Here is a 25,716-nt window from a genome sequence, read left to right on the forward strand (position 1 = left end):
CCGAACCGGTCCCGCCGGGAGCCCCGCCGCCCCCGCGGGCTCAGCCGTCCGCGCCGGGAGCCGGTGCCAGGCCGTCCGCCACCAGGCCGGCGAGGACCGCCTGCCCGAGCGTCTGCACGGCGGACTGCGGGCGGACCATGACGGTGAACTCCTTGATCCGGCCGTCCTCGTCGAACTGGAGGAGGTCGATGCCGTGGATCTGCTTGCCGCCGACCAGGGCCCGGAAGGGCAGGACCACCGACGGCGCCTCCTGCCCGTCGGCGCTCGTCTCGACGGCGCCGTCGAGACGTCCGAGGTAGCGGAGCTCCTCGAAGGTGCGCAGCAGGACCCCGAAGAGCCCCAGGACCATGGGCTTGCCCTCGAAGGGCTTGAACTTCACCGGGCTGTAGAGCCGGATGTCGTCCGTGAACAGATCGTCCAAGGCGTCCAGGTCGCCCTTCTCCACGGCGGCGCGGAAGCGTTCGGCAGTCTCCATGACCCCTCCTCCTACTCATGAATATGACTAATCACTTTCTTGAGTATCATGCGGCTGACGGACCGGAAAAGGGAAGGGGCTGAGTCCCGATGGCCTTGCGGCATGCCGTACTCGCGGCGCTGCTGGACGACGAGTACAGCGGCTACGAACTGGCGAAGGAGTTCGGCGTCGGCGTGGCCAACTTCTGGCACGCCCTGCCCCAGCAGGTGTACGCCGAACTCGCCAAGCTGGAGAAGGCCGGCCTCGTCACGGGCCGGGAGGTGATCCAGGAATCCCGACCCAACAAGCGCCTGTTCCGGGTCACCGAAGCGGGTCGCGCCGAGCTGGAGGCGTTCGCCGTGGCCGACGTGAAGAGTTCCGTCATCCGTGACGACCTCCTCGTCAAGGTCCAGGCGTCCGACAGCATCGGCGCGGCCGCGGTGATCGCCCAGCTCGAGGAACGGGCGGTGGCCGCCGACCGCAAGATCGAGTTCCTCGGCCGGCTGCTGCGCAACCTGCGCGGGGAGGCGGCCGAGGAGGAGTACCTGCGTACGGGCCCCCGGGCCGGCGCCTATCTGACCTGCCTGCGCGGACTGGCCTTCGAACAGGGCCACCGCGACTGGTGCCTGCGGGCGGCTTCCGTCCTGCGGCTGCGTGAAGGGGGAACCACCCGTGCCGAAGACTGAGACCGGGTACGCGCGTTACGTCGCCATCGGCGACAGCCAGACCGAGGGGGTCGGCGACGGCGACGACGTCGTGGGACTGCGCGGCTTCGCCGACCGGCTCGCGGAGCACCTCGCGGCCGCCAACCCCGACCTGCTGTACGCCAACCTCGCCGTCCGGGGCCGGCTCGCCGGACAGGTCGTCGCCGAACAGCTCGACCAGGCGTTGGCGCTGCGCCCGGATCTGGTCACCGTCATAGCGGGGGTCAACGACCTGCTCCGGCCCGGGTTCGACGCGGCGCGGGTGGCGGGCCGGCTGGAGGAGGCCTTCGCCGCCCTCTCCGCCGCCGGGGCGCAGGTCGCCACCGCGACCGTCCCCGACATCGGGCGGATCGCCCCCGCGGCCCGGCCGCTGCGGCCCCGCGTGCTCGCGCTCAACGCCCACATCCGGGAGGCGGCCGCCCGGCACGGGGTCGTGGTCGCGGAAACCGGCCTGTCCGCCGTGGCCGCCGACCCGCGGCTGTGGGCGGTCGACCGGCTCCACGCCGGCCCCCTGGGACACGCGCGGATCGCCGCGGCCCTCGCCGAGGCGCTCGGCGTGCCGGGCAGCGACGGCAGCTGGTCCCACCCGCTGCCGGCGCGCCCGGCCCCGTCCGCACTGCGGACCGTCTCCACCGAGGTGGCCTGGGCGGCCGGGTTCCTCGGCCCCTGGCTCGGACGCCGACTGCGCGGCCGCTCCTCCGGCGACGGCCGCACGGCGAAGCGCCCCGCACTGCTGCCGATGTTCCCGGTGGGTGCGGGGGGCGGGTCGGGGGCCGCGGTCGTGGAGCCCGCTCGCGGCCTCGGTGAAGCCGCGCCGGGGGCCTCGTAGGGCGTGGTCGCGGGCGACCGCCGGCCCGGCGTCGCCCCGCGACCGGCGCGGCGGGCGTCCCCTGACGCGCTGCTCCGCCCCCACCCGTCTCCGCCCCCACCCGTCACCGCCCCCGATCGGGCCCCACCGCGCCCGCACCCCCCCGACGCACGGGAGCGGGGCTGCTCGGCGACCGCAGGAGAGGGAGAATGGAGGTCCGCGCCCCGACGGTCGCACCCCGACGGTCACACCCCGGAGGTCACGCCCCGGACGGACGCGTGACGCGGCCCGCCGGCGCCGCCGAGCCGGGCCGAGCCCGCGTCGCCACCCGACCCCCCTCGGGCTTTGCATAAAAGTGCGGGGCTACGTATAGTCATGCCATCGATGAGGAGGATCCGATGGTGGTACGTGTAGCGGTGGCCGGTGCGAGCGGATACGCGGGCGGTGAGGTCCTGCGCCTGCTCCTGTCGCACCCCGAGGTGCAGATCGGCGCGCTGACCGGCAACTCCAACGCCGGACAGCCCCTCGGCCTGCTCCAGCCGCACCTCGCGCCGCTCGCCGACCGGATCCTGGAGGCGACGACGCCCGAGGTCCTCGCCGGCCACGACGTGGTGTTCCTCGCCCTGCCGCACGGCCAGTCCGCCGCCGTCGCCGCCCGGCTCGGCGAGGAGGTCCTCGTCATCGACATGGGGGCCGACCACCGGTTGAAGGACTCCGCCGACTGGGACGCCTTCTACGGAGCCCCGCACGCCGGAACCTGGCCCTACGGCCTGCCCGAACTCCCCGGCTGCCGGTCCGCCCTGGCGGGCGTCAAGCGCATCGCGGTGCCCGGCTGCTTCCCCACGGCCGTCTCCCTCGCCCTGTACCCCGCGTACCAGGCCGGGCTCGCCGAACCGGAGGCCGTGATCGTCGCCGCCACCGGCACCTCCGGCGCGGGCAAGGCGCTCAAGGCGAACCTGCTCGGCTCCGAGGTGATGGGCACCGCGACCCCGTACGGGGTCGGCGGCGTGCACCGGCACACGCCCGAGATGGTGCAGAACCTCTCGCCGCTGGCCGGACAGCGCGTCAGCGTGTCCTTCACCCCGAACCTCGTGCCCATGGCGCGCGGCATCCTCGCCACCTGCTCGGCCAAGGCCCTCCCGGGCACCACCGCCGAATCGCTGCGCGCGGCCTACGAGAAGGCGTTCGCCGACGAGCCGTTCGTCCGGCTGCTCCCCGAGGGCGGTTGGCCGACCACCAAGGCCGTCACCGGCTCCAACGCCGTCCAGATCCAGGTCGCCCTCGACGCGTCCGCCGGACGGATCATCGCCATCAGCGCGATCGACAACCTGACGAAGGGCACCGCCGGCGGCGCGGTGCAGAGCATGAACATCGCCCTCGGCCTGCCCGAGGCGCTGGGACTTTCCGCCGTCGGAGTCGCACCGTGAGCCGCGCCCGTACGGCCTGCCCGACGGTCGACAGCGACACCAGCCGCAGCGGCGGCGGAGCGAACAAGGAGATGCAGTGAGCGTCACGGCAGCACAGGGATTCACGGCGGCGGGCATCGCCGCCGGGATCAAGGCGAACGGCAATCCCGACCTGGCCCTCGTGGTCAACCACGGGCCGCGACTGGCCGCCGCGGGCGTCTTCACCTCCAACCGCGTCAAGGCCGCTCCCGTGCACTGGTCCGAGCAGGTCCTGCGCGGCGGCGCCGTCGGCGCCGTCATCCTCAACTCCGGCGGCGCCAACGCCTGCACCGGCCCCAAGGGGTTCCAGGACACCCACGCCACCGCCGAGAAGACCGCCGAGGTCCTGAACGCCCGAGGCCTCGGCGTCGAGTTCAACGCCGGTGAGATCGCGGTCGCCTCGACCGGCCTGATCGGCGTACTGCTCCCCATGGACAAGCTGCTGCCCGGCATCGACGCGGCCGCGGCCGCCCTCGCAGCCGACGGCGGCGAGGCCGCCGCCGTCGCCATCAAGACCACCGACACCGTGCACAAGACGGCCACCGCCGGCCAGGACGGCTGGACCGTCGGCGGCATGGCCAAGGGCGCCGGCATGCTCGCCCCGGGCCTGGCCACCATGCTCGTGGTGCTCACCACCGACGCGGACCTCGACAGCGCCACCCTGGACAAGGCCCTGCGCGACGCGACCCGCACCACCTTCGACCGGATCGACTCCGACGGCTGCATGTCGACCAACGACACCGTGCTGCTGCTGGCCTCCGGCGCCTCCGGCCGGGTCCCCGCGTACGCGGACTTCGCCCGCGCCGTACGGACCGTCTGCGACGACCTCGCCCGCCAGCTGATCGGCGACGCGGAGGGGTCGAGCAAGGACATCCGCATCGAGGTGATCGGCGCGGCCACCGAGGACGACGCGGTCGAGGTCGGCCGGTCCATCGCCCGCAACAACCTGCTCAAGTGCGCCATCCACGGCGAGGACCCCAACTGGGGCCGGGTGCTCTCCGCCATCGGCACCACCGGGGCGGCCTTCGACCCCGACCGGCTGAACGTGGCCATCAACGACGTCTGGGTCTGTCGCAACGGCTCCGTCGGAGAGGACCGCGACCTGGTCTCGATGAAGGACCGCGAGGTGCGCATCACCGCCGACCTGTCCACCGGCACCGCATCCGCCGTCATCTGGGCCAACGACCTGACGGCCGAGTACGTCCACGAGAACAGCGCGTACTCCTCATGAGCGGCGCCACCGGAAGTGCCCGCAAGCACACGGCCCTGCCCAAGGCGGAGATCCTCATCGAGGCCCTGCCCTGGCTCACCCGGCACAACGGCAAGATCGTCGTGATCAAGTTCGGCGGCAACGCCATGATCGACGAGGAGCTGAAGGCCGCCTTCGCCACGGACGTCGTCTTCCTGCGACAGGCCGGCCTGCGGCCCGTCGTCGTGCACGGCGGCGGCCCCCAGATCAACGCCCAGCTCGACAAGCAGGGCCTGGTCAGCGAGTTCAAGGCCGGCCTGCGCGTCACGACGCCCGAAGCCATGGACGTCGTACGGATGGTGCTGGCCGGTCAGGTCCAGCGCGAGCTGGTCGGGCTGCTCAACCAGCACGGGCCGCTCGCCGTCGGCATGACCGGCGAGGACGCCCACACCATCACCGCGACCCGGCACAGCCCGGAGATCGACGGCGAGCTCGTCGACATCGGCCGGGTCGGCGAGATCACGGCGATCGACACCGGCGCGATCGAGGCGCTGCTCGCCGACGGCCGGATCCCGGTCATCTCCTCCATCGCGCGCAGCGCCGACGACCATCACGTGTACAACGTGAACGCCGACACCGCGGCGGCGGCCCTGGCCGCGGCGCTCGGCGCGGAGACCCTGATGGTCCTCACCGACGTCGAGGGCCTCTACGCGGACTGGCCGAACAGCGACGAGGTCATCAGCCGGCTCACCGTCAGCGAGCTGGAGAAACTGCTGCCCGAGCTGTCGAGCGGCATGGTCCCCAAGATGGAGGGCTGCCTGCACGCCGTCCGCGGCGGCGTCGGCACCGCCCGCGTGATCGACGGACGCGTCCAGCACTCGATCCTGCTGGAGATCTTCACCGACGAGGGAATCGGCACGATGGTCGTGCCCGACGGACACCAGGGCGCACAGCCCGCGCGGCACCACGGACAGCAGGGGGGAACGGCATGACGACGGCAACGGGCAACGAGGGCTACGGCGCGCGCTGGCAGCACGCGCTGACCAACAACTACGGCACCCCCGCGATCGCGCTCGTACGCGGCGACGGCGCCCAGGTCTGGGACGCGGACGGCAAGCAGTACACCGACTACGTCGGCGGCATCGCGGTGAACGCCCTCGGGCACGCCCACCCGGCGATCGTCGCGGCCGTCACCGCGCAGGTCTCCACCCTCGGCCACGTCTCCAACCTGTACGCCTCCGAGCCGGTCCTCGCGCTCGGCGAGCGGCTGCTCCAGCTCTTCGGCCGCGAAGGACGGGTTTTCTTCTGCAACTCCGGAGCCGAGGCCGTCGAGGCCGTCTTCAAGATCGGCCGGCTGACCGGTCGGACCCACATGGTCGCCACCACCGGCGGCTTCCACGGCCGGACCATGGGCGCGCTCGCGCTCACCGGTCAGCCGACCAAGCAGACCCCCTTCCTGCCGCTGCCCGGTGACGTCACACACGTCCCGTACGGCGACGTGGAGGCCCTGCGGGCCGCCGTCACCGAGGAGACGGCGCTCGTCGTGATCGAGCCGATCCAGGGCGAGAACGGCGTGGTCGTCCCGCCGGCCGGGTACCTGACGGCCGCCCGCGAGATCACCCGGGCCACCGGGACGCTCCTCGCGCTCGACGAGGTCCAGACCGGCGTCGGCCGCTGCGGCCAGTGGTTCGAGCACCAGGCCCACGAGGGCGTCGAGCCCGACCTCGTCACGCTCGCGAAGGGTCTGGGCGGCGGCCTGCCGATCGGAGCCGTCGTCGCCTTCGGCGCGAGCGCCGCTCTCCTCCAGCCCGGCCAGCACGGCACCACCTTCGGCGGCAACCCCGTCGCCTGCGCCGCGGGCCTCGCCGTGATCGACACCATCGCCGCCGACGGACTGCTCGACCGGGTGAAGGCGCGCGGCGAACGGCTGCGCTCCGGAATCGAAGGCCTGCTCGACGGCGAGGGCCACCACCTGGTCTCCCACGTCCGGGGCGCCGGCCTCCTGCTGGGTATCGTGCTGACCGAGCCGCTCGCACCGAAGGTGCAGCAGGCGGCTCAGGAAGCCGGGTTCCTGGTCAACGCGCCCGCCCCCGACGTCGTACGACTGATGCCGCCGTTCGTCATCACCGAGGCCGAGGTCGACGCGTTCCTCGGGGCCCTGCCCGGCATCCTCGACGCAGCGGGACGATCCGGAGAATGAGACGACGATGAGTCACGCGCAGGAACACGAGCAGAACGGCCAGTCCGTACCGCAGACCCGCACCGCCCGCCACCGCCGGATCGTGGACATCCTCAACCGGCAGCCGGTCCGCTCCCAGAGCCAGCTGGCGAAGCTGCTCGCCGACGACGGGCTGAGCGTCACCCAGGCGACGCTCTCCCGGGACCTCGACGAGCTCGGCGCGGTGAAGATCCGCAACACCGGCGGCGAGCTGATCTACGCGGTGCCCAGCGAGGGCGGCTTCCGCACCCCGCAGGCCCCCCTCGGGGAGTCGGCGAAGGAGGAACGGATGCGGCGCCTCTCCGGGGAGCTGCTGATCTCGGCGGAGGCCTCCGCGAACCTCGTGGTCCTGCGCACTCCGCCCGGAGCGGCCCAGTTCCTCGCCTCGGCGATCGACCAGGCCGAACTCCGGGCGATCCTCGGCACCATCGCGGGCGACGACACGTTGATGCTGATCAGCCGCGACCCGGCCGGCGGCCAGGCCCTCGCCGACCACCTCCTGAAACTGGCCCAGAAGGAAAGCTGAGGCCCGACCCCGGGCGCCTCAGTACCGCGTCACGTCCAGCGGGCCCGACCCCGTGCCGATCGCCAGGTGCGGGGCGCGGCGGGGGTCGGCCCAGCGGAGGATCTCGCGCATGGCGCCCTCCGGCACGGACACGCAGCCGGCCGTGGCGCCCTTGCCGTTCGCGTGCAGGAAGATGCCCGCGCCCCGGCCCCGTACCGGTCGGTCGTAGTTGAAGGCCACCACCAGCGCGTGCGCGTACTGCCGCGCGTACGTCACCAGGTGCTCGGCCTCGCCCGCCGCGCAGTCGGCGGGCAGCGGCTCGACCCAACGGTTGTAGCTGCCCGAGGCGTTGTCCTGGCACCACCACGAACGGTCCGTCACCCTCCGGTACGCGTACGAGGTCCCGGCCGGCGCGGGCGCGATGCCGAAGGCGTACGGGAGCCCGTACAGGCCCGTCGGGGTGGTGCTCGTGCCCTGGGTCCGGGTCGCGCCCTCGGTCAGGCCCTTCGCGCCGAACCGGGCGGGCGCGCTGCCGGCCTCGTACCAGCGCCCCGCGCGCCGGTCCCACCAGGTCAGCACGCCCGTGGTGGATCCGGCGTCGGGTGCGACGGCGGTGATCAGCTGGCTCCCGCCGCCGGTGTCGGCGAGGCGGGCGGGCAACGGCGTCGGGCCGTGGGGGCCGTGAGGGCTCTGCGGGAGCAGGGCGGCGGCGATCAGCGAGCCGGTGACGAGGGCGGTACGCAGCACCCGTCAGACGGTACGGGCGCGAGCGCCGGGGGCGACGCAGGCAGGCCGTCGAGCACCGATCCGGTGCACCCGTACGCCCCGCCGGGACCGGCCGCGCCCCGGCCCGCGCGGCGCGGGCGCCGGGTGGCGGGCCGAGCCGGGACTCAGGACCCGTGGAGCCTGCGCAGGCTTTCCGACCAGCCGTTTTCCGAGGCGTACCGGTGGAAGAGCCCCCGCAGTTCCCGGGGATCGAGTCCGCCCCGCTCCGCCGTCGCCGGCCAGTCCCACCGCCGCAACAGTGCCAGCGCGGCGCGCCTCAGCAGCGGGTCGGGGTCGTCCAGCAGCGCCACGGCCGCGCGCAGCGCCTCGTCCGACCCCTGGACGGCCAGCAGCCGTACGGCGGCCCGGCGGGTGTGCGCGGGCCGGCCCCGGCCGGTGCGGGACGCCAGCCAGTCGGCCGGCAGCAGCCCCGCCACCGGCAGCAGCGACAGGGTCACCTCCCGGGCGACGGCCGGAGCCGGGTCGTCCAGCAACGGACGCAGCACCTCCGGGCGGGAGCCCGGACCGCCGAGCAGCCGGAGCGCCGCGACGGCCGCCGCCCGTACCGGCCCCTCGGGGTGTCCGAGCAGGCCGAGCAGGACGCCGGAGTCCTCGCGCCGGGCACATTCCGCGAGGCCCAGCACGGCGCCGGGGGAGGGGGCGTCGGCGCACCGGCGCAGATAGTGGGCGCGGGCGTCGCCGCCCTGTCCGCCCCGTTGTCCGATCAGCCAGCGGGCGCAGGAGCGCACCAGCGCGGACGGGTCGGCGAGGTGACGCTCCGCCTCCCCGGCCCGGCCGGCGGCCCGCAGGGCGGTGACGCCGGCGGCCCGTACGGAACCCGAGCGGGACCCCAGCAGGGCGTCGAGCGCCGCGGCGTCCGGGCCGTGCGCGGCCAGGGCGGCCAGCGCGGCGTCCGTCCACAGGTGCCGCAGCACGGCGTCGGGTTCCCGGGCGGCCCGCCGGGCCGGCTCCGCCGCCGCGGACGGGGCGGCTTCGAGGCCGATCCGTACGGCCGCGCGCCGGGTCGGCAGGTGGGGGTGGCGGTAGAGGCCGGTCAGGACCTCCGCATGGGCCGGATCGCGCAGCGCCGCCTCGAACGCCCCGACGGCCCAGCGGGCTTCGCGCCGCCCGCGCAGGTGCGTCACCATCGGCGTCGCGGTACGCAGGGTCGGCGGGCCGGAGTTCCGCAGCGCGTCGAGCAGGACCGACTGCGCGGCCCCGCGCACCTGTGGGGTCCAGTCGGCGCCGCGCAGGACGACCAGGGGCAGCAGGTCGGGGCGTCCGGCGGCCGAGCGGATGGCTGCCTCCCGGACCCGGCCGTCCGGGTGGCAGAGCGCGATCTCGATCCGGCCGTGCCGATCGGGGTGGGGGACCAGCCGGCGGACCGCGAGGTCCAGAGCGGTCCAGGCGTGCGGATCCGAGGTGTCGATCACCTCGTCCAGCGGGGTGTCCTCGCCGTGGACGAGCTCGCGGGCCGCGTCGAGGCCGGCGGCCAGGTCCCACGTCAGGCGCTGTTGCAGCAGGTGCCGGGCCCAGCGGCGGACCGCCCGGTCGGGGTGGGAGGTCAGGGAGCCGGCCAGCCGGCGCCGGACCAGGAGCGGGCGTTGCCCCACCAGCGTCAGACCCGCCGCCCCCGTGCCGGCCGGCCTGTCTCGTGCGAACAGCCCCAGGAGCCAGGACTGCGGCCGGCTGCGGGCGTACGGGAGCACCGCCGAACGGACCGCGCGGCCGACCGGGGCGTGCGGGTCGCCCAGGAACGACAGCAACTGCTCCGGCGTCGCGGCGCGTTGGCGGCGCAAGCCGCTGAGGGCGGCGGTCCGTATCCGGCCCTCCGGGTGGCGGGCCAGCTCCCAGAGCCGGGGCAGGTCGCGGGCCTGCGCGGTCTCGGCCAGGCCGAGGACGGCCGCCGGCGCCGGCGCGGGCCGTGAGCAGGCCGCGCGGTAGTGGGCCGCCGGGTCCTCGCCGGCCGCCCGCAGCGCGCGGCGGGCGGCCTCCCGTACCCGGGCCGCGGGGTCGCTCAGGTGGGCCGACGTCTCGTGGGCCCGACCGGCCCCGCGCAGCGCGCCGACCGCGTGCGCGCGGACGGCGGAACGGGAGTTGCCGAGCAGCGCGTCGAGCAGGTCGGCGGCCGGTGGCTCACCGCGGGGGTCCCCGAGGAAGTCGGCCAGGGCCTCCTCGCAGCGCCGCCGCACCACCGGGTCCCGGCTCTCCGCGGCGATCTCCGCGAGCCGGGCGGGCGTCGAAGCCCCGGTCCGCAGCACCAGTTCGAGGGACTCGCGCCGGATCTCGGGGGTGCGGCCGGTCAGCACGAACCCGGCCACCCGCCCGCCGGGCAGTCCGCCGCGGCGCAGCGCCGTGAGCGCGATGCCCGGGGCGGGATCCTCGGCGACGATGGCCGCGACCCGGTCCGCCGGGAGCACCCCGTGGTGCAGCGCGGCCTTGACGGCGGGGTGGCGCACCTCGGGATCCGGGTCGGCCGTCAGCCGCGCCAGGTCCGCGACCGGGACGGAGCCCAGCCGGGCCAGGAGCAGGTCCCAGGCCCCGACGCCGTGGCGGCGCGCACGCATCAGCACGGCGAGCGGGACCAGCGAGCGTACGGCCGCGTCGCCGGCCGGTCGCAGGGCGGCGGCCAGCTCCGTCCGCGCCGCCGTGCGTACGGGTTCGTCGGCGTCGGCGCACCGGAGCACCACCAGCGGCAGCAGCCCGGGCCGCCCCGCCGAGCGCCCGACGGCGGCCTCCCGCACCCGGGGATCGGCGTGGCACAGCCCGAGGGCGAGTTCGGCGTCGGCCGGGGGCTCGGCGCGCCAGGTCGTCCTTCGTCCCCGCCGCCGGTGCGGAGCGGCGCTCCGGCCGGCCTCCTCGCCGTCGGCGAACGGGCACCCGGACGAGCAGCCGCCCACCTCGACCGTGCCGCCGCACTCGCACCCCCGGCTCGTGGCCCGGCGGACCTCCCGCTCCAGCGACTCCCACGCCCGCGGGCCGTCGCCGTCGAGGCAGCGCGCGGGGTCCGTACCGTGGCGCAGACGCTCCGTGGGGGAGCGGAACCGGGTGGGGCCGAGGGGCGGGAGTGGCTGCATGGGCGCAGCCTAGGTCCCCGCCACACCGGCTGACCTCCCCTTATCGACTCGATTGACGAAACATACGGAGTAGTGCATAGTTATGCCTGTCGTTGAATGACCTTTCATCCGGCGAACCGCGGACGACCGCGAACCACCCCGAACGACCCGTGCCGGACCCATCGATCCGACGCGCACACACCGCATGGAGGCAGCCGTGACCGAGCGCGTCGTACTCGCCTACTCGGGCGGACTGGACACCTCCGTCGCCATCGGCTGGATCGCCGAGGAGACGGGCGCCGAAGTCATCGCCGTCGCGGTGGACGTCGGCCAGGGCGGCGAGGACCTGGACGTCATTCGCAAGCGGGCCCTGGCCTGCGGCGCGGTCGAGGCCGAGGTCGCGGACGCCAAGGACGAGTTCGCCGATGAGTACTGCCTCCCGGCGATCAAGGCGAACGCCCTCTACATGGACCGGTACCCGCTGGTCTCCGCCCTCTCGCGGCCCGCCATCGTCAAGCACCTGGTCGCCGCCGCCCGCAAGCACGGCGCGACGACCGTCGCCCACGGCTGCACCGGCAAGGGCAACGACCAGGTCCGCTTCGAGGCCGGCATCGCCGCCCTCGGCCCCGACCTCACCTGCGTCGCCCCGGTCCGCGACTACGCCATGACCCGGGACAAGGCCATCGCCTTCGCCGAGCGGGCCGGACTGCCGATCGCGACCTCCAAGAAGTCCCCGTACTCGATCGACCAGAACGTCTTCGGACGGGCCGTCGAGACGGGCTTCCTGGAGGACATCTGGAACGCCCCGATCGAGGACGTCTACGAGTACACCGCGAACCCGGCGCTGCCCCGCGAGGCCGACGAGGTCGTCATCAGCTTCAAGGAGGGCGTCCCGGTCGCCCTCGACGGCGAGCCCGTCACCGTCCTCCAGGCCATCCAGCGGCTGAACGAGCGGGCGGGTGCCCAGGGCGTCGGCCGGATCGACATCGTCGAGGACCGTCTCGTCGGCATCAAGTCCCGCGAGGTGTACGAGGCTCCGGGCGCGATCGCGCTGATCACCGCCCACCAGGAGCTGGAGAACGTCACCGTCGAGCGCGAGCTGGCCCGCTACAAGCGGCAGGTCGAGCAGCGCTGGGGCGAACTGGTCTACGACGGCCTGTGGTTCTCCCCGCTCAAGCGGGCCCTGGACGGCTTCGTCGACGAGGCCAACCGGCACGTCACCGGCGACGTACGGATGACCCTGCACGGCGGCCGGGCCGTCGTCACCGGCCGCAGGTCGGACGAGTCGCTGTACGACTTCAACCTGGCGACCTACGACTCGGGCGACACCTTCGACCAGTCCAAGGCCCAGGGGTTCATCGAGATCTTCGGTCTCTCCTCGAAGATCGCCGCACGCCGCGACCTCGCCTGATCCCGGTCGTTCTCCACCACGCAGTACGGGACGGCCTCCCCGTTACCTCCGCGACGGGGAGGTCGTCGTACCACCACCCTCATGAGGAGCAGTAGCTGTGAGCAGCAACAACGGTGACGTCCGGCTCTGGGGCGGCCGGTTCGCCGACGGCCCTTCCGAGGCCCTCGCGAAGCTTTCCGCGTCGGTCCACTTCGACTGGCGCCTCGCCCCGTACGACATCGCCGGCTCGCGCGCCCACGCCCGCGTCCTGCACAAGGCGGGCCTGCTCACCTCCGAGGAACTCGACCGCATGACGGCCGGGCTCGACCAGCTCGAAGCCGCCGTCGCCGACGGCTCCTTCGTGGGCACCGTCGCCGACGAGGACGTCCACACGGCCCTGGAGCGGGGTCTGCTGGAGCGGCTCGGCGCCGACCTCGGCGGCAAGCTGCGGGCCGGGCGGTCCCGCAACGACCAGGTCGCCACCCTCTTCCGGATGTACCTGCGCGACCACGCGCGGATCATCGGCGGCCTGATCGCCGACCTCCAGGACGCGCTGATCGGCCTCGCCGAGGCGCACCCGGACGTGGCGATGCCGGGCCGCACGCACCTCCAGCACGCACAGCCGGTCCTCTTCGCCCACCACGTACTGGCGCACGTGCAGCCCCTGTCCCGGGACGCCGAGCGGCTGCGCCAGTGGGACACCCGCACCGCCGTCTCGCCGTACGGTTCGGGCGCGCTGGCCGGCTCCTCGCTGGGTCTGGACCCGGAGCAGGTGGCCGCCGACCTGGGCTTCGAGCGGGGATCGGTCGGCAACTCGATCGACGGCACGGCTTCCCGGGACTTCGTCGCCGAGTTCGCCTTCGTGACCGCGATGATCGGGATCAACCTCTCCCGGATCGCCGAGGAGATCATCCTCTGGAACACGAAGGAGTTCTCCTTCGTCACCCTCCACGACGCCTTCTCCACCGGCTCGTCGATCATGCCGCAGAAGAAGAACCCGGACATCGCGGAGCTGGCACGCGGCAAGTCGGGTCGCCTCATCGGCAACCTGACCGGTCTGCTGGCCACGCTCAAGGCGCTGCCCCTGGCCTACAACCGTGACCTCCAGGAGGACAAGGAGCCGGTCTTCGACTCCTGCGACACCCTCGAAGTCCTCCTGCCCGCCTTCACCGGCATGATGGCGACCCTCACGATCAACCGGGAGCGGATGGAGGAGCTGGCTCCGGCGGGCTTCTCCCTCGCGACCGACATCGCGGAGTGGCTGGTCAAGCAGGGCGTCCCGTTCCGGGTGGCGCACGAGGTGGCCGGCGAGTGCGTCAAGGTCTGCGAGGGCGAGGGCATCGAGCTCGACCAGCTCACCGACGACCAGTTCGCCAAGATCTCGGAGCACCTCACCCCCGAGGTCCGGACCGTCCTCAACGTCAAGGGCGCGCTGGCCTCCCGCAACGGCCGGGGCGGCACCGCCCCGTCGGCCGTCGCCGTCCAGCTCACCGAGCTGAAGGCCGACCTGGTCATCCAGCACGCCTGGGCGATCCACAAGCAGTAGGCCCCCCGGGGACCCGCGCCGGAAGGGGCGGGTGGGAGTCGATCCGGCTCTCACCCGCCCCCTTCCGCGTCCACGCCCCGGACGCCCCGGGTCCCGTCCTCGGCCCAGGCGGCCAAGGCGTCGAAGTCCGTCCGCAGCAGGCCGACCCGCTCGTCGATCCGCATCAGCAGCGCGTGCGCCGGGTGGCGCGCCTCGACGTACTCCCGGTCCGCGTCGCCGATGTCGTCGTCGATCCAGGCGAACTCCCGCCCGCCCGCGTACTCCAGGACGTACTGCGTCTTCCAGAACGTGCCGCGCGGCGCCCGCCCGTGCATCTGCGGCCAGTCGACGAACGGCAGCCGGGGCAGCCCCAGGTGCGGGCCTATCCAGTCGTTGGCCTCGTCCTTCCAGGTCGTCGCCCAGACGAGTTCGTACGACTCCGCCAGCGCGAGCAGCTCCGCGCCGTGGTCGTGGTTGAGCCAGACCCGCAGCGGCTTCGCGCTCTCGGATTCCCGCCAGCCCGTCGGTCGCATCCGGTGCGTGGTGTAGCCCTCGGGACGGCGTTGGGGCTTGGCCGCGTACGGATTCAGCGGGCCGTCGACGTCGATCAGCAGCAGTGGCTTCATCACGGAAGGATTCCTCTCGGCCGCCGGTCCGGCATCGCATTTTCGATCACCGATCCCAGGAGAATGAGACAGGAACGTCTCATTCGGGTTATGCTCGTCTCATGGCCATGGATCGTGACCAGGTGCTCCGCTCTGCGGCGGCCCTGCTTTCCCGCAAATCGACCGCGACGATGGACGAGGTCGCCCGCGCCGCCGGAATCGGCCGCGCGACCCTCCACCGGCACTTCGCCGGCCGGGACGCCCTCGTACGGGCCCTGGAGGAACTCGGCATCCACGCGTTCGAGGTCGCCTTCGACAACGCCCGCCTCGACGAGGGCACGGCGGTGGACGCGCTGCGGCGACTGGTCGCCGAGGCCGAGCCGAACGCCCAGCTGCTGGCCTTCCTCGTCACCGAGAACCAGCTCTTCGAGGGCGACCAGGTCAACGAGGGGTGGGCCCGCCTCGACGCCCGCGTCAGCGCGCTCTTCCGGCGCGGACAGCAGGAGGGCGACATCAGGATCGACCTGAGCACCGCCTGGCTGACGGAGGCCCTCTACGGCCTCATCGGCGCCTGCGCCTGGGCCGTCACGGACGGCCGGGTCGCCGCCAAGGACTTCCAGTACATGATCATCGAGTTGCTGCTCGGTGGCGCACGACGGAGTGTGGAGTGATGAGCCGTACCGAACAGCTGAACCGGCGGACCGGATCGCAGGGCACGGGCCGCGGACGCTGGCTCGCACTCTCCGTACTCGTCCTGGCCGTGCTGCTGGTCGCGGTGGACGCCACCGTACTCGGCCTCGCCACGCCCGCCCTGAGCGAGGACCTCAAGCCGTCCGGCACGCAGTTGCTGTGGATCGGCGACATCTACTCGTTCGTGATCGCCGGACTGCTCGTTTCCATGGGCTCCCTCGGCGACCGCATCGGACGCAAGAAACTCCTGCTCGTCGGAGCCACCGCGTTCGGCGCCGTCTCGGTGCTCAACGCCTACGCGACCAGCCCCGAGATGATGATCGTCGCCCGGGCCCTGCTCGGCGTGGCCGGCGCCACCCTGATGCCGTCCACCCTCGCGCTGATCCGCAACATCTTCCACGACCCGAAGGAGCGCAGCCTCGCCATCGGCATCTGGGGCGCCACCGCCTCGGCGGGCGCGGCCGTCGGACCGGTCGTCGGCGGAGCCCTGCTCCAGCACTTCTGGTGGGGCTCGGTCTTCCTGATCAACCTGCCGGTGATGATCGCACTGGTGCTCGTCGGCATCAAGCTCCTGCCCGAATCCAAGAACCCGGTGGCCGGCCCCTGGGACCTCGTCAGCGTCGCCCTGTCGCTCATCGGCATCATCGGCGTGGTCTACGCCGTCAAGGAAGTCGCCACCCACGGCCTCACCTGGGGCGTGGGCGCCGCCGCCGTCATCGGCGCGGGCTGCCTCCACGCCTTCGTCCGGCGCCAGTTCACCCTGCCGTCCCCGCTCCTCGACATGCGGCTCTTCAAGCACCGCGGCTTCTCCGGCGCGGTCCTCGCCGACCTCCTCACCGTCTTCGGCCTCTCCGGCCTGGTCTTCTTCCTCTCCCAGTTCCTCCAGCTGGTCCAGGGCCGCGACCCCCTGGAGGCGGGCCTGGCCGAGCTGCCCGCCGCGATCGGCGCGGTGGTCACCGGCCTCGTCGCCGGCCGCTACGCCCGCAAGTACTCGGTACGGGGCATCGTGGCGGGCGGCCTCGCCGCCATCGGCCTGGCGCTCGCCGTGCTCACCGTGATCCACAAGGAGACCGGCTACCCGCTGCTCGGCGCGGCCCTGCTCGTCGTCGGCCTCGGCGCGGGCTTCTCCTTCACCGTCACCGCCGACGTGATCCTCTCCAGCGTCCCCAAGGAGCAGGCAGGATCCGCCTCGGCCGTCTCCGAGACCGCGTACGAACTCGGCGCCGCGCTCGGCATCGCCCTGCTCGGCTCCATCGTGACCGGCGTCTACCAGAGCTTCACCGCACCGGCCGGGGTGCCGGCCCCCGTCGCCGACGCCGCGCACGAATCACTGGGCGGCGCGGTGGAGGCCGCCAAGGCCCTGGACCCGCTGACCGCCTCGCAGATGGTCGGCTCCGCCCAGGAGGCCTTCGTCGACGGTCTGCGGCTCGCCTCCGGCGTCGGCGCGGCCGTCCTCCTCGCCACCGCCGTGGCCGCCTGGTTCCTCCTCAGGGGCCAGAAGCTCCAGGGGGGTCTTGAGCACTGACCCTCCGTCACGGCGCCAAGGGGGGTTGTCCCGCACGTGGTTGACAGCGCGCTGAGCAGCGGGACACCATCCCGGCGATGGAGATCAACGACCTGACCCCGGCCGAGCGCCGCGTGTGGGAAGCCTTCCCGCGCGGCGCGCGCGTCGACTTCCGGACCGATCCGGACGAGACCGGAACCGGCGGGGCGACCTGGGGACCCGAGCGGACCGTACGCGCCGAGGTGCTCACCGCCCTCCTGCTGAACGGCCCCCGCGTCGAGGGCCGGGTCCCCGGACTCAACCTCAGGGGCGCCCGGATCACCGGCCCGCTGAACCTCAAGTACGCCGTCGTCGACCACCCCGTCCGGCTGCGGGCCTGCTGGTTCGAACTCCGGCCCGTGCTCTACGGGGCGCAGCTCAGGGCCCTCGTCGTCAACGACTCCACCCTCCCCGGCCTGACCGCCGGCATGGCCCGCTTCGACGTCGCGCTCAAACTGTCCTGCTGCCGCCTCACCGGACCGGTCCGACTCTCCGGGGCCCGCATAGCCGGCGGCCTGTTCCTGTCGCGTTCGGTCATCGGCGTCCTGCCGGGCGAGGGCGACCCGGAGGAGGCGAGCGAGCCGCCGCTCCAGTTCAACCACGCCGAGATCGGCACCGACGTCATCGCCGTCGGGGCCACCGTGCACGGCCAACTGCGCGCCAACGGATCAACCGTCGGAGGCCAGATCAACCTCGACGACGCCCGGCTGCTGGCCCCCGGCGACACCGCCCTGCACGCGGAGAACCTCACCGTCGGCAGCGACCTGCGCGCGATGCGCGCGGAGTTCCGGGGCCGGATCAACCTCACCGGCTCCCGCGTCCCTGGCCAGCTCAACCTCGCCCACGCCCGCCTGAGCAACCCCGGCGCGGTGGCGCTGCGCGCCTCCAGCTGCGTCATCGGCGAGGTCTGGCTGCGCGGCTGCCCGACCGTCGAGGGCGCCGTCAACCTGCGCCGCTCCCAGTTCGACCTGCTGCACGTACCGCCCGGGACCTGGCCGCGGCGCCTGCGCATCGACGGCCTCACCTACCGCACCCTCGCGCCGCACCTGCCCGCCACCGACCGGCTGCCCGCCCTGGAACGGGAGGAGTCGGGCTACCTCCCGTACGCCTACGAACAACTCGCGGCCGCCTACCGCACGGCCGGCGACGAGACCGCCGCCCGGACCGTGCAACTCGCCAAACTCCGCCGGCACCGCCGCACCCTGCCCCGGCCGGCGAGGCTGTGGGGGCTGCTCCAGGACGTCACCGTCGGCTACGGCTTCCGGCCGCTGCGCGCGGCGGGCTGGCTGGCGGCGCTGCTGATGACCGGGGCGATCGCCTACGGACTCCACCCGCCGAGGGCCCTGAAACCGGGGGAGGCCCCCGACTTCAACGCGGTCTTCTACACGATCGACCTGATGGTGCCGATCGTCGGCTTCGGGCAGGAGTCGGCGTACGCGCCGGGCGGCTGGTACCAGTGGCTGTCGTACCTGCTCATCGTGACCGGTTGGATCCTCGCCACCACGACGGCGGCGGGCGTCAGCCGGTCACTCCAGCGGCAGTGAACCGGTGCCGGGCCGGCTCGGGCAGGGTCAGGCGGCCTTCGCCTTGGTGGCGTACATGTCCACGTACTCCTGGCCCGACAACCGCATGACCTCGGCCATCACCGAGTCGGTGACGGCGCGCAGCACGTAGCGGTCGCGGTCCATGCCCTCGTAGCGGGAGAACTCCATCGGCTCGCCGAAGCGGACGGTGACCCGCCCGGGGCGGGGCATGCCCGCGCCGCCGGGCTGGAGCTTGTCGGTGCCGATCATCGCGAAGGGCACCACGGGCGCGCCGGTCATCAGGGTCAGGCGCGCGATGCCGGTGCGGCCCCGGTACAGACGGCCGTCGGGAGAGCGGGTGCCCTCGGGGTAGATGCCGAAGATCTTGCCCTCGTCGAGGATGCGCCGACCGGTCATCAGGGCCGCGACCCCGCCGTTCGCACCGTCACGGTCGACGGGGATCATGCCGGCGCCGGTGAAGAACCACGCCATCAGCCGGCCCTTGAGGCCCTTGCCGGTCACGTACTCGTCCTTGCCGATGAAGTGGACCGTACGGTCACAGACCAGCGGGAGGATCATCGAGTCGATGAACGTGAGGTGGTTGCCCGCCAGGATCACCGCACCGGTGCCCGGAATGTTCTCGATGCCCTCCACGCGGGTGCGGAACATCAGGCGCATGACCGGTCCGACAGTGGCTTTGATGAGCGCGGTACGGAACAACGTGAGCCCTCCGGCATCGAAAAGCGGTTTCGCACCACACGGCGGTAGTGCAGGTGAGGACGATACTCGCGGGTCAGCCCTGATCGCACATCGGGTTCACGAGGCGGATACGCGATGTTGACGCGCGTTTGCGCCATGTTCCGCGGCGGACCGCGTTCCCGACACCCTCCCTTGCCTACCATCGGCACGCCGATTCGGGCCGCGGGACACCCGGAACCCCGGGAGAGCGAGCCCCTTTCAGACCGAGGAGTGCACGGATGACACAGGGTGGGGCAGCGCGGCGCACGGTCCTGGGGGCGGCGGTCCTGGCGGCCGGAACCTCGATGACCGTCCTCGGGGCGGGCACGGCCTCCGCGGCCGGCGGCGAGCAGGCCGTCGGCGGACAGGACCTCGGCGGACAGGGCGGCGGCGGATACCGCAACCTGCCCGTTCCGACCGTGATCGGTCACCGCGGCGCCAGCGGCTACCGGCCCGAGCACACCATGGGCTCGTACCAGCTGGCCCTCGACCTCGGCGCCGACGTGATCGAACAGGACCTCGTCCCGACCAAGGACGGCCACCTGGTCTGCCGCCACGAGAACGAGATCGGCGGCACCACCGACGTCGCCGACCATCCCGCCTTCGCCGCCCGGCGCACCACCAAGTCCATCGACGGGGTCTCCGTCACCGGCTGGTTCACCGAGGACTTCACCCTCGCCGAGCTGAAGACCCTGCGCGCCAAGGAACGGATCCCCGCCGTCCGCCAGCGCAACACGCTCTACGACGGCCGGTGGGCCGTCCCCACCTTCGAAGAGGTGCTGCGCTGGGCGAACCGGGAGGGCCGGCGGCGCGACAAGCAGGTCTGGCTGCACGTGGAGACCAAGCACCCCACCTACTTCCGCGGCCTGGGGCTCGGCCTGGAGGAACCCCTGGCCCGGCTCCTGCGCCGCTACGGACGCGACGGGCGCGACGCCGCCGTCTTCCTGCAGTCCTTCGAACCCTCCAGCATCCAGCGGCTCTCCCGACTGGTCTCCGCGCCCCGCGTGGTGTTGCTCTCCGCCGCGAACACCCGGCCCTGGGACTTCGAGGTGGCCAAGGACCCGCGTACCGTCGCGGACCTCGTCAAGCCCGAGGGCCTGAAGTGGATCTCCGGCTTCGCCCAGGGCATCGGCCCCACCCTGGACCTGGTCATCCCGCGCGACGCGGCCGGCAAGCTCGGCACGCCCACCACCCTCGTCAGGGACGCCCACGCCCGCGGGCTGCTCCTGCATCCCTACACCGCCCGCAACGAGAACAGCTTCCTGCCGGCCGAATACCGCAGGGGCACCGATCCCGCCGCGTACGGGGACGCCTTCGGCGCGTACGCGAAGTACTTCGAACAGGGCATCGACGGCATCTTCACCGACAACCCGGACACCGGGCTGCTCGCCGCGGAAGCCTTCCGCCCCGGCCGCGGCGCCGGCCGCTAGGGCGACCATCGGCGCGGAGGGCCGACGCGTCAACGGGCGACGCGTGTAAGGGCGACGCGTCAACGGCCGACGCGTATACGGGCGACGCGTCAAGGGGACGGAGCGGCAACCGGCCACGGCGCCGACCCCCGGCGCGTCAACCGGCAGGCCCCCGTCCCCGAACGGGTGGGCCGGGCCCGGCGGGGAAACCGTCCGGCCCGGCCCCCGCGTCCCGCCCGGCATGGACCTCCTGAAGGACTCCGACCTCCTGACCGAACTGGGCCCGCTGCTCTCCGCCGAGGCCGCCGCGGAAGCCCCGGCTGCCGGGGTCGACGCCGCCGACCTGGAACAGGCCGTCTGGGTAAGGCTGCTGGAGCAGGGCCCCCGCGACCCCGACCCCGCCGGCCCCACCGGCCGAGCCCGCTGGCTGCGCCGGGCGGTGCGGGCCGAGGCCCGCCTCGCGCGGCGCCGGGCCCGGCGAGAGGTCCCGTACGGCGGATCACCGGCCGACGCCGGAGGGGAGCCGGAAGGCGCCCTGCTGCACGGCGAGGACAACCGGGCCCTGCGCTCGGCGGTCGCCCGGCTGCCCGGACGTTGTCCGGAACTGATGGGAGCACTTCTCTCGCCGAGGGACCTCACTTACCGTGAAATCGCAGGAGAGTTGGGTATCTCACAAGGAAGTTTGGGGCCCGTCCGTTCCCGTTGCCTGGGATGTCTGCGCAGAATGCTCGCTGCAGAGGTTGCGGCTCCTGGCCTGCGGGGAAAGGAGCGGTAGACCAAAGGGCCACCAGGTGAGCGGGAGGCATGCGCACATGGGCATGAGCGTGACGATTTCGGCGGCGACCGCCGAGGATGCCGAGCAGATCTTCAAGCTGCAGTATCTGGCGTTCCAGCGGGAGGCCGAGCTCTACGGCAACTACCTCATCCAGCCGCTCACCCAGTCCCTGGACTCCTTGAAGGCGGAGCTGGCCACGGACACCGTCCTGGTGGCCCGGCTCGGCGACGAGGTGGTCGGCACGGTGCGCGGTCGCGTCGGCGAGGACGGCACGGCGAGCATCGCCAAGCTGTGCGTGCACCCGCGGCTCCAGGGCCACGGCCTCGGCGCCCGCCTGCTGCGCGGCGTCGAGGAGGCCCTCGCGGACCTGACGTCCCCGATCCGGTTCCGTCTGCACACGGGCCACAAGAGCGAGTCGAACCTGCGGCTCTACCGCAAGGCCGGCTACCTGGCCGTGGGCAACCGCACCGCTTCCGACGGCGTGGTCCTGGTGATCCTGGAGAAGGAAGCCAAGGACGCCACCGACTTCGCGGTCAGCGCCTAGGACCCCCGGAGCCACCACCCGGCAGGGCGGGGCGTCCCGTCCCCGTGCCTCGCGTCCTACGCCTCGTCGCGCTTGGCGCGCAGCCAGAGCATCCCGGTGATCGGCAGGATCACCGGGATGAACAGGTAGCCCATGCCGAAGTCCGACCAGACGGTCGCGTCGGGGAAGGCCTCCGGGTCGACCAGGGTCCAGGTGCCCACGGCCAGCACGCCGGCCAGCTCGACGCCGCAGCACACCAGGGCCGCCTTGCGCGCCTTCTCGCCGCCCCGCACCAGCGAGTACGTGATGAAGGCGTAGGCCAGCGCGGCCGCGCCGGACAACGAGTACGCCAGCGGGGCCCGGTCGAACTCCGTGGACATCTGGTACGCCGAGCGCGAGACGGCGCCGACCACCATCACCCCGTACAGCCAGACCAGGAGCAGTCCCGGTCCGGAGACCAGGCGCCTGCGTCCGGCGGGCTCGGTCGCGGTCGTGCGGGTGTCAGGCACCGGTGCTTCCCCAGATGTCGTAGAGCCGTACTTCGAGCACGGCGAGGACGACCGCGCCCGCGGCCACCGTCACCGAACCCCACTTCGTCCGCTCGGTCAGCGAGAGCATCCCGGCGGCCGGGACCGCCGCGAAGGCGCCCAGCAGGTAGGCCACGAAGATCACCGTGCCCTGTCCGGGCTTCTCGCCGCGGGCCAGCTGGACCAGGCCGATCACCAGCTGGGCCAGGACCAGTACGGTCACCACGGCCATGCCGATGAAGTGCCAGTCCTTGGTCGGCTGGTCCCGCCAGGCGGCGAGGCCGCACCAGGCGGCGAGGGCGAGGGCGGCCGCGCCGATGGCGACCGTCAGGGCGTCGAGCATGCAGCGAGGGTATTACGGGCCGAAAGACCCGATGCGCTCACCCCTGGACCCGGGCTTTGCTGGAAGGCATGAAGATGCATGCCGAAGCCCTGCTGTTCGACAACGACGGCACCCTCGTGTCGTCCATGGAATCCGTGCACCGCTGCTGGGCCCGCTGGGCACGGGAGTACGGGATCGCCGAGGAGGCCTTCGCCCGGGTCGTGCTGCACGGTCGTCCCGCGACGGAGATCATCGCCGAGCTGCTGCCCGAGGAGGTGCGGGCCGAGGCCCTCGCCCGCATCGAGGCCCTGGAGGTGGCGGACGTCCCCGGGGGCGTCGTCCTGCTCCCCGGCACCAAGGAGCTGCTGTCGGCGCTGCCCGCCGGGCGCTGGGCCGTGGTCACCTCGGCGACCCGCCCGCTGGCCGAGGCCCGGCTGCGCGAGGTGGGCATCGACTTCCCCGAACTGGTGGCCGCCGACGACATCACGCGCGGCAAGCCCGACCCGGAGCCCTTCCTGCTCGCCGCCCGCCGCCTGGGCGTCGATCCGGCCCGCTGCGTGGTCTTCGAGGACGCCCCCGCGGGGCTGGCCGCCGGCCGCGCCGCCGGCATGAGGACCGTGGCCTTGACCACAACGCACCCCGCCGAGGAGCTCGACGCGGACGTGGTCGTACGGGACCTCTCGGCCGTGTCGGCACTGGTCACCGACGCCGGAGTGACACTTGGGACGATCGGCTGACGGTGACCGGTGTTGTCCGGAATGCGGCCGAAAAGCGTCCGCTATACGGACAGTGTTGATCGGTGAGTCGCCATGTCTGCTTTACTTGGATCCATGACCACGACGAGCAGCCGCACCCTTGCGACCGAGGCGACGATGACGCCCGGTGCTCGTTGTATGTGTCGAATGTGCGCCTTCTGAGGGCCCCTTTTCCTGCAGTCCCGCGCCCCGAAGCGAGACAGGCCGAGCCACTCCGCCACCACGCCGGTCCCTGACCGGCCGTACGGATCCGCTCCGCCCGCGCACGCGTCGAAACCATCCTTTTGTGACGGTTGGACCCGTATCGCGTCCCCAGATGTTTGCCCCGTGCCCGGCACCCCGCTGCGCCGTGCACTCGACAGCGACGGAATTCCTGTGATCACCACATCGGGCCTCACGAAGGTCTACCAGTCCCGTGGCCGCGAGGTCACCGCCCTGGACGGCGTCGACCTCCACGTCCGCGAGGGCGAGGTGTACGGAGTCATCGGCCAGAGCGGAGCCGGAAAGTCCTCCCTCATCCGCTGCGTGAACCTGCTGGAGCGCCCCACCACCGGCACGGTGAGCGTCGACGGCGTCGACCTCACCGCGCTGGCCGGCCGTGGCCGGCGCGCCGGCAAGGAGCTCCGCGAGGCCCGCAGCCGCATCGGCATGGTGTTCCAGCACTTCAACCTGCTGTCCTCGCGGACCGTGCAGGCCAACATCGAGCTGCCCCTGGAGATCCTCGGCGTCTCCGGACGCGAGCGTTCCCGCAAGGCCGCCGAACTCCTCGACCTCGTCGGCCTCTCCGACAAGGCCAAGGCCTACCCCGCCCAGCTCTCCGGCGGCCAGAAGCAGCGCGTCGGCATCGCCCGCGCCCTGGCCGGCGACCCCAAGGTGCTGCTCTCCGACGAGGCCACCAGCGCCCTGGACCCCGAGACCACCCGCTCGATCCTGCAACTGCTGCGCGACCTCAACCAGCAGTTGGGCCTGACCGTCCTGCTCATCACCCACGAGATGGACGTCGTCAAGTCCGTCTGCGACTCCGCCGCGCTGATGAAGCGGGGCCGGATCATCGAGTCGGGCACCGTCGCCGAACTGCTCGCCACCCCCGGCTCCGAACTCGCCGGGGAGCTCTTCCCGGTCAGCGGCACCGCCACCGGCCCGGACCGCACCGTCGTCGACGTCACCTTCCACGGCGACGCCGCGACCCAGCCGGTCATCTCCCAGCTGTCGCGGACCTACAACATCGACATCTCCATCCTCGGCGCGGCGATGGACACCGTCGGCGGCCGGCAGGTCGGCCGGATGCGCATCGAGCTCCCGGGCCGCTACGAGGACAACGTGGTCCCCGTCGGCTTCCTGCGCGAGCAGGGCCTCCAGGTCGACGTCGTCGACGACGAACCCACGACGCAGGACGTCGACTCCGAGCTGGCCGCGCTGGTCAAGGATGGTGCCAAGTGACCTGGTCCGAGATGCAGCCCCTGCTCACCCAGGGCACCTACGACACCCTCTACATGGTGCTGTGGTCCACCCTGGTGACGGTCCTCGGCGGACTGCCCATCGGCGTGCTGCTCGTCCTCACGGACAAGGGCGGCCTGCTGCAGAACCAGCCGCTCAACAAGGTCCTCGGCGTGATCGTGAACATAGGCCGCTCGCTGCCGTTCATCATCCTGCTCATCGCCGTGATCCCCTTCACCACCGCGGTCGTCGGTACCTTCATCGGCCCCACCGCCATGATCGTCCCGCTGTCCATCGGAGCCATTCCCTTCTTCGCCCGGCTCGTCGAGACCGCCGTCCGCGAGGTGGACCACGGCCTGATCGAAGCCGTCGAGTCCATGGGCGGCGGCATCCCGACCCTCGTCGGCAAGGTGCTGCTGCCGCAGGCCCTGCCCTCGCTGATCGCCGCCGTCACCACCACCCTGATCACCCTGATCGGCTACTCGGCCATGGCCGGCGCCGTCGGCGGCGAAGGACTCGGATCCAAGGCCATCACCTACGGCTTCCAGCGCTTCGAGACCGGCTTCATGGTCGCCACCGTCGTCATCCTGATCGCCCTCGTCACGGTGATCCAGCTGATCGGCGACGGCGTGGTCCGCGTCCTGTCCCGCAGGGGCCGAACGGCCTGACGCGCCCGCGCGAGGGGAACGACCGTTCCCGAAGCGCCGAGGTCAGGCCGCGAAGGCCTCACCCCACGAGTTTTCCCCCAGAAAAAGAGAGCCCGCACTTGTCGTGCTTGGGCCACCACCCAGCGGGCACCCCGGTCCCCGC

General features: G+C 72.8%; 25 protein-coding genes. 18 read left to right on the forward strand and 7 right to left on the reverse strand.

Annotation, left to right across the window (positions count from 1 at the left end):
• Positions 1–40: 40 nt before the first annotated feature.
• The gene (locus tag ACFY0I_RS22645; RefSeq protein WP_388898673.1) at positions 41–475 is read right to left on the reverse strand and encodes a nuclear transport factor 2 family protein; all 435 of its coding nucleotides are present in this window, start codon (positions 473–475) and stop codon (positions 41–43) included.
• A gap of 89 nt (positions 476–564) precedes the next feature.
• On the opposite strand from ACFY0I_RS22645, the gene ACFY0I_RS22650 reads away from it, so the two are divergent.
• The 7 genes from ACFY0I_RS22650 (at position 565) to ACFY0I_RS22680 (ending at position 7,344) form a co-directional block, all read left to right on the forward strand.
• Positions 565–1,140: a PadR family transcriptional regulator gene (locus ACFY0I_RS22650; protein ID WP_388898676.1), complete on the forward strand. Its 576-nt coding sequence runs from the start codon at positions 565–567 to the stop codon at positions 1,138–1,140.
• Complete coding sequence (locus ACFY0I_RS22655; RefSeq protein ID WP_388898679.1) at positions 1,127–1,987, forward strand: SGNH/GDSL hydrolase family protein; 861 nt, start codon at positions 1,127–1,129, stop codon at positions 1,985–1,987. Before ACFY0I_RS22650 ends, ACFY0I_RS22655 begins: the two co-directional genes overlap by 14 nt.
• Positions 1,988–2,364: 377 nt before the next feature.
• Positions 2,365–3,393 carry an N-acetyl-gamma-glutamyl-phosphate reductase gene (argC, locus tag ACFY0I_RS22660; RefSeq protein WP_388898682.1) on the forward strand — a complete coding sequence of 343 codons (1,029 nt, stop codon included), beginning with the start codon at positions 2,365–2,367 and terminating at the stop codon, positions 3,391–3,393.
• A gap of 76 nt (positions 3,394–3,469) precedes the next feature.
• Positions 3,470–4,642, forward strand: coding sequence for a bifunctional glutamate N-acetyltransferase/amino-acid acetyltransferase ArgJ (gene argJ / locus ACFY0I_RS22665; protein ID WP_388898685.1), 1,173 nt, complete (start codon positions 3,470–3,472; stop codon positions 4,640–4,642).
• On the forward strand, positions 4,639–5,592 hold the full coding sequence (gene argB / locus ACFY0I_RS22670; protein ID WP_388898688.1) for an acetylglutamate kinase: 954 nt from the start codon (positions 4,639–4,641) through the stop codon (positions 5,590–5,592). Before argJ ends, argB begins: the two co-directional genes overlap by 4 nt.
• Positions 5,589–6,800, forward strand: coding sequence for an acetylornithine transaminase (locus ACFY0I_RS22675; protein WP_388898691.1), 1,212 nt, complete (start codon positions 5,589–5,591; stop codon positions 6,798–6,800). Before argB ends, ACFY0I_RS22675 begins: the two co-directional genes overlap by 4 nt.
• A gap of 7 nt (positions 6,801–6,807) precedes the next feature.
• On the forward strand, positions 6,808–7,344 hold the full coding sequence (locus tag ACFY0I_RS22680) for an arginine repressor (protein WP_388898694.1): 537 nt from the start codon (positions 6,808–6,810) through the stop codon (positions 7,342–7,344).
• Between the two features lie 18 nt (positions 7,345–7,362).
• On the opposite strand, the gene ACFY0I_RS22685 is transcribed toward ACFY0I_RS22680, so the two are convergent.
• Complete coding sequence (locus ACFY0I_RS22685; protein WP_388899167.1) at positions 7,363–8,067, reverse strand: L,D-transpeptidase; 705 nt, start codon at positions 8,065–8,067, stop codon at positions 7,363–7,365.
• 146 nt (positions 8,068–8,213) lie between these two features.
• On the reverse strand, positions 8,214–11,165 hold the full coding sequence (locus tag ACFY0I_RS22690; RefSeq protein ID WP_388898697.1) for a hypothetical protein: 2,952 nt from the start codon (positions 11,163–11,165) through the stop codon (positions 8,214–8,216).
• Between the two features lie 196 nt (positions 11,166–11,361).
• Here ACFY0I_RS22690 and ACFY0I_RS22695 point away from each other — a divergent pair, with 196 nt between their 5' ends.
• Complete coding sequence (locus ACFY0I_RS22695; RefSeq protein ID WP_388898700.1) at positions 11,362–12,555, forward strand: argininosuccinate synthase; 1,194 nt, start codon at positions 11,362–11,364, stop codon at positions 12,553–12,555.
• A 97-nt stretch (positions 12,556–12,652) separates the two neighbouring features.
• Positions 12,653–14,080 carry an argininosuccinate lyase gene (gene argH, locus ACFY0I_RS22700; protein WP_388898703.1) on the forward strand — a complete coding sequence of 476 codons (1,428 nt, stop codon included), beginning with the start codon at positions 12,653–12,655 and terminating at the stop codon, positions 14,078–14,080.
• A 50-nt stretch (positions 14,081–14,130) separates the two neighbouring features.
• On the opposite strand, the gene ACFY0I_RS22705 is transcribed toward argH, so the two are convergent.
• A complete protein-coding gene (locus ACFY0I_RS22705) occupies positions 14,131–14,685 on the reverse strand; it encodes an HAD domain-containing protein (RefSeq protein WP_388899169.1) in 555 nt (184 codons plus the stop codon).
• Between the two features lie 101 nt (positions 14,686–14,786).
• On the opposite strand from ACFY0I_RS22705, the gene ACFY0I_RS22710 reads away from it, so the two are divergent.
• From ACFY0I_RS22710 to ACFY0I_RS22720, 3 genes are all read left to right on the forward strand, one after another.
• Positions 14,787–15,335, forward strand: coding sequence for a TetR/AcrR family transcriptional regulator (locus ACFY0I_RS22710; protein WP_388898706.1), 549 nt, complete (start codon positions 14,787–14,789; stop codon positions 15,333–15,335).
• The gene (locus ACFY0I_RS22715) at positions 15,335–16,879 is read left to right on the forward strand and encodes an MFS transporter (RefSeq protein ID WP_388898709.1); all 1,545 of its coding nucleotides are present in this window, start codon (positions 15,335–15,337) and stop codon (positions 16,877–16,879) included. The genes ACFY0I_RS22710 and ACFY0I_RS22715 overlap by 1 nt, the downstream gene beginning before the upstream one ends.
• Before the next feature lie 77 nt (positions 16,880–16,956).
• A complete protein-coding gene (locus ACFY0I_RS22720) occupies positions 16,957–18,441 on the forward strand; it encodes a membrane-associated oxidoreductase (RefSeq protein WP_388898712.1) in 1,485 nt (494 codons plus the stop codon).
• A 27-nt stretch (positions 18,442–18,468) separates the two neighbouring features.
• Here the strand turns inward: ACFY0I_RS22720 and ACFY0I_RS22725 are convergent, their stop codons facing one another.
• Positions 18,469–19,098, reverse strand: a complete 630-nt coding sequence (locus tag ACFY0I_RS22725; RefSeq protein WP_319192810.1) for a lysophospholipid acyltransferase family protein — start codon at positions 19,096–19,098, stop codon at positions 18,469–18,471.
• A gap of 299 nt (positions 19,099–19,397) precedes the next feature.
• Between ACFY0I_RS22725 and ACFY0I_RS22730 the strand changes: the two genes are divergently transcribed.
• The 3 genes from ACFY0I_RS22730 to ACFY0I_RS22740 all read left to right on the forward strand — a co-directional run bounded on the left by ACFY0I_RS22730 (position 19,398) and on the right by ACFY0I_RS22740 (position 21,886).
• The gene (locus ACFY0I_RS22730) at positions 19,398–20,588 is read left to right on the forward strand and encodes a glycerophosphodiester phosphodiesterase (protein WP_388898715.1); all 1,191 of its coding nucleotides are present in this window, start codon (positions 19,398–19,400) and stop codon (positions 20,586–20,588) included.
• Positions 20,589–20,808: 220 nt separating this feature from the next.
• The gene (locus ACFY0I_RS22735) at positions 20,809–21,342 is read left to right on the forward strand and encodes an RNA polymerase sigma factor (RefSeq protein ID WP_388898718.1); all 534 of its coding nucleotides are present in this window, start codon (positions 20,809–20,811) and stop codon (positions 21,340–21,342) included.
• A 37-nt stretch (positions 21,343–21,379) separates the two neighbouring features.
• A complete protein-coding gene (locus tag ACFY0I_RS22740; RefSeq protein ID WP_388899172.1) occupies positions 21,380–21,886 on the forward strand; it encodes a GNAT family N-acetyltransferase in 507 nt (168 codons plus the stop codon).
• 56 nt (positions 21,887–21,942) lie between these two features.
• Here ACFY0I_RS22740 and ACFY0I_RS22745 read toward each other — a convergent pair whose 3' ends face one another.
• Both ACFY0I_RS22745 and ACFY0I_RS22750 read right to left on the reverse strand, forming a co-directional pair.
• Positions 21,943–22,374: a hypothetical protein gene (locus ACFY0I_RS22745; protein WP_388898721.1), complete on the reverse strand. Its 432-nt coding sequence runs from the start codon at positions 22,372–22,374 to the stop codon at positions 21,943–21,945.
• Positions 22,367–22,735, reverse strand: coding sequence for a hypothetical protein (locus tag ACFY0I_RS22750; protein ID WP_388898723.1), 369 nt, complete (start codon positions 22,733–22,735; stop codon positions 22,367–22,369). The genes ACFY0I_RS22745 and ACFY0I_RS22750 overlap by 8 nt, the downstream gene beginning before the upstream one ends.
• A 68-nt stretch (positions 22,736–22,803) precedes the next feature.
• Between ACFY0I_RS22750 and ACFY0I_RS22755 the strand changes: the two genes are divergently transcribed.
• From ACFY0I_RS22755 to ACFY0I_RS22765, 3 genes are all read left to right on the forward strand, one after another.
• A complete protein-coding gene (locus ACFY0I_RS22755) occupies positions 22,804–23,451 on the forward strand; it encodes an HAD-IA family hydrolase (RefSeq protein WP_388898726.1) in 648 nt (215 codons plus the stop codon).
• Positions 23,452–23,844: 393 nt separating this feature from the next.
• Positions 23,845–24,909 carry a methionine ABC transporter ATP-binding protein gene (locus ACFY0I_RS22760; protein WP_388899175.1) on the forward strand — a complete coding sequence of 355 codons (1,065 nt, stop codon included), beginning with the start codon at positions 23,845–23,847 and terminating at the stop codon, positions 24,907–24,909.
• Positions 24,906–25,574 carry a methionine ABC transporter permease gene (locus ACFY0I_RS22765; protein ID WP_388898729.1) on the forward strand — a complete coding sequence of 223 codons (669 nt, stop codon included), beginning with the start codon at positions 24,906–24,908 and terminating at the stop codon, positions 25,572–25,574. Before ACFY0I_RS22760 ends, ACFY0I_RS22765 begins: the two co-directional genes overlap by 4 nt.
• Positions 25,575–25,716: the final 142 nt, after the last annotated feature.

This window comes from Streptomyces sp. NPDC001568, from assembly GCF_042893755.1.
Taxonomy (GTDB): Bacteria; Actinomycetota; Actinomycetes; order Streptomycetales; family Streptomycetaceae; genus Streptomyces.

Excerpts from the sequence above, each read along its gene's own strand:
- ACFY0I_RS22720 (WP_388898712.1), top strand. The coding sequence starts at position 16,957 with ATGGAGATCAACGACCTGACCCCGGCCGAGCGCCGCGTGTGGGAAGCC.
- ACFY0I_RS22715 (WP_388898709.1), top strand. The coding sequence starts at position 15,335 with ATGAGCCGTACCGAACAGCTGAACCGGCGGACCGGATCGCAGGGCACG.
- ACFY0I_RS22730 (WP_388898715.1), top strand. The coding sequence starts at position 19,398 with ATGACACAGGGTGGGGCAGCGCGGCGCACGGTCCTGGGGGCGGCGGTC.
- ACFY0I_RS22650 (WP_388898676.1), top strand. The coding sequence starts at position 565 with ATGGCCTTGCGGCATGCCGTACTCGCGGCGCTGCTGGACGACGAGTAC.
- ACFY0I_RS22725 (WP_319192810.1), bottom strand. The coding sequence starts at position 19,098 with ATGCGCCTGATGTTCCGCACCCGCGTGGAGGGCATCGAGAACATTCCG.
- ACFY0I_RS22750 (WP_388898723.1), bottom strand. The coding sequence starts at position 22,735 with ATGCTCGACGCCCTGACGGTCGCCATCGGCGCGGCCGCCCTCGCCCTC.
- ACFY0I_RS22675 (WP_388898691.1), top strand. The coding sequence starts at position 5,589 with ATGACGACGGCAACGGGCAACGAGGGCTACGGCGCGCGCTGGCAGCAC.
- ACFY0I_RS22705 (WP_388899169.1), bottom strand. The coding sequence starts at position 14,685 with ATGAAGCCACTGCTGCTGATCGACGTCGACGGCCCGCTGAATCCGTAC.
- ACFY0I_RS22755 (WP_388898726.1), top strand. The coding sequence starts at position 22,804 with ATGAAGATGCATGCCGAAGCCCTGCTGTTCGACAACGACGGCACCCTC.
- ACFY0I_RS22735 (WP_388898718.1), top strand. The coding sequence starts at position 20,809 with ATGGACCTCCTGAAGGACTCCGACCTCCTGACCGAACTGGGCCCGCTG.
- argC (WP_388898682.1), top strand. The coding sequence starts at position 2,365 with ATGGTGGTACGTGTAGCGGTGGCCGGTGCGAGCGGATACGCGGGCGGT.
- ACFY0I_RS22710 (WP_388898706.1), top strand. The coding sequence starts at position 14,787 with ATGGCCATGGATCGTGACCAGGTGCTCCGCTCTGCGGCGGCCCTGCTT.
- ACFY0I_RS22740 (WP_388899172.1), top strand. The coding sequence starts at position 21,380 with ATGGGCATGAGCGTGACGATTTCGGCGGCGACCGCCGAGGATGCCGAG.
- ACFY0I_RS22645 (WP_388898673.1), bottom strand. The coding sequence starts at position 475 with ATGGAGACTGCCGAACGCTTCCGCGCCGCCGTGGAGAAGGGCGACCTG.
- argB (WP_388898688.1), top strand. The coding sequence starts at position 4,639 with ATGAGCGGCGCCACCGGAAGTGCCCGCAAGCACACGGCCCTGCCCAAG.
- ACFY0I_RS22680 (WP_388898694.1), top strand. The coding sequence starts at position 6,808 with ATGAGTCACGCGCAGGAACACGAGCAGAACGGCCAGTCCGTACCGCAG.
- ACFY0I_RS22690 (WP_388898697.1), bottom strand. The coding sequence starts at position 11,165 with ATGCAGCCACTCCCGCCCCTCGGCCCCACCCGGTTCCGCTCCCCCACG.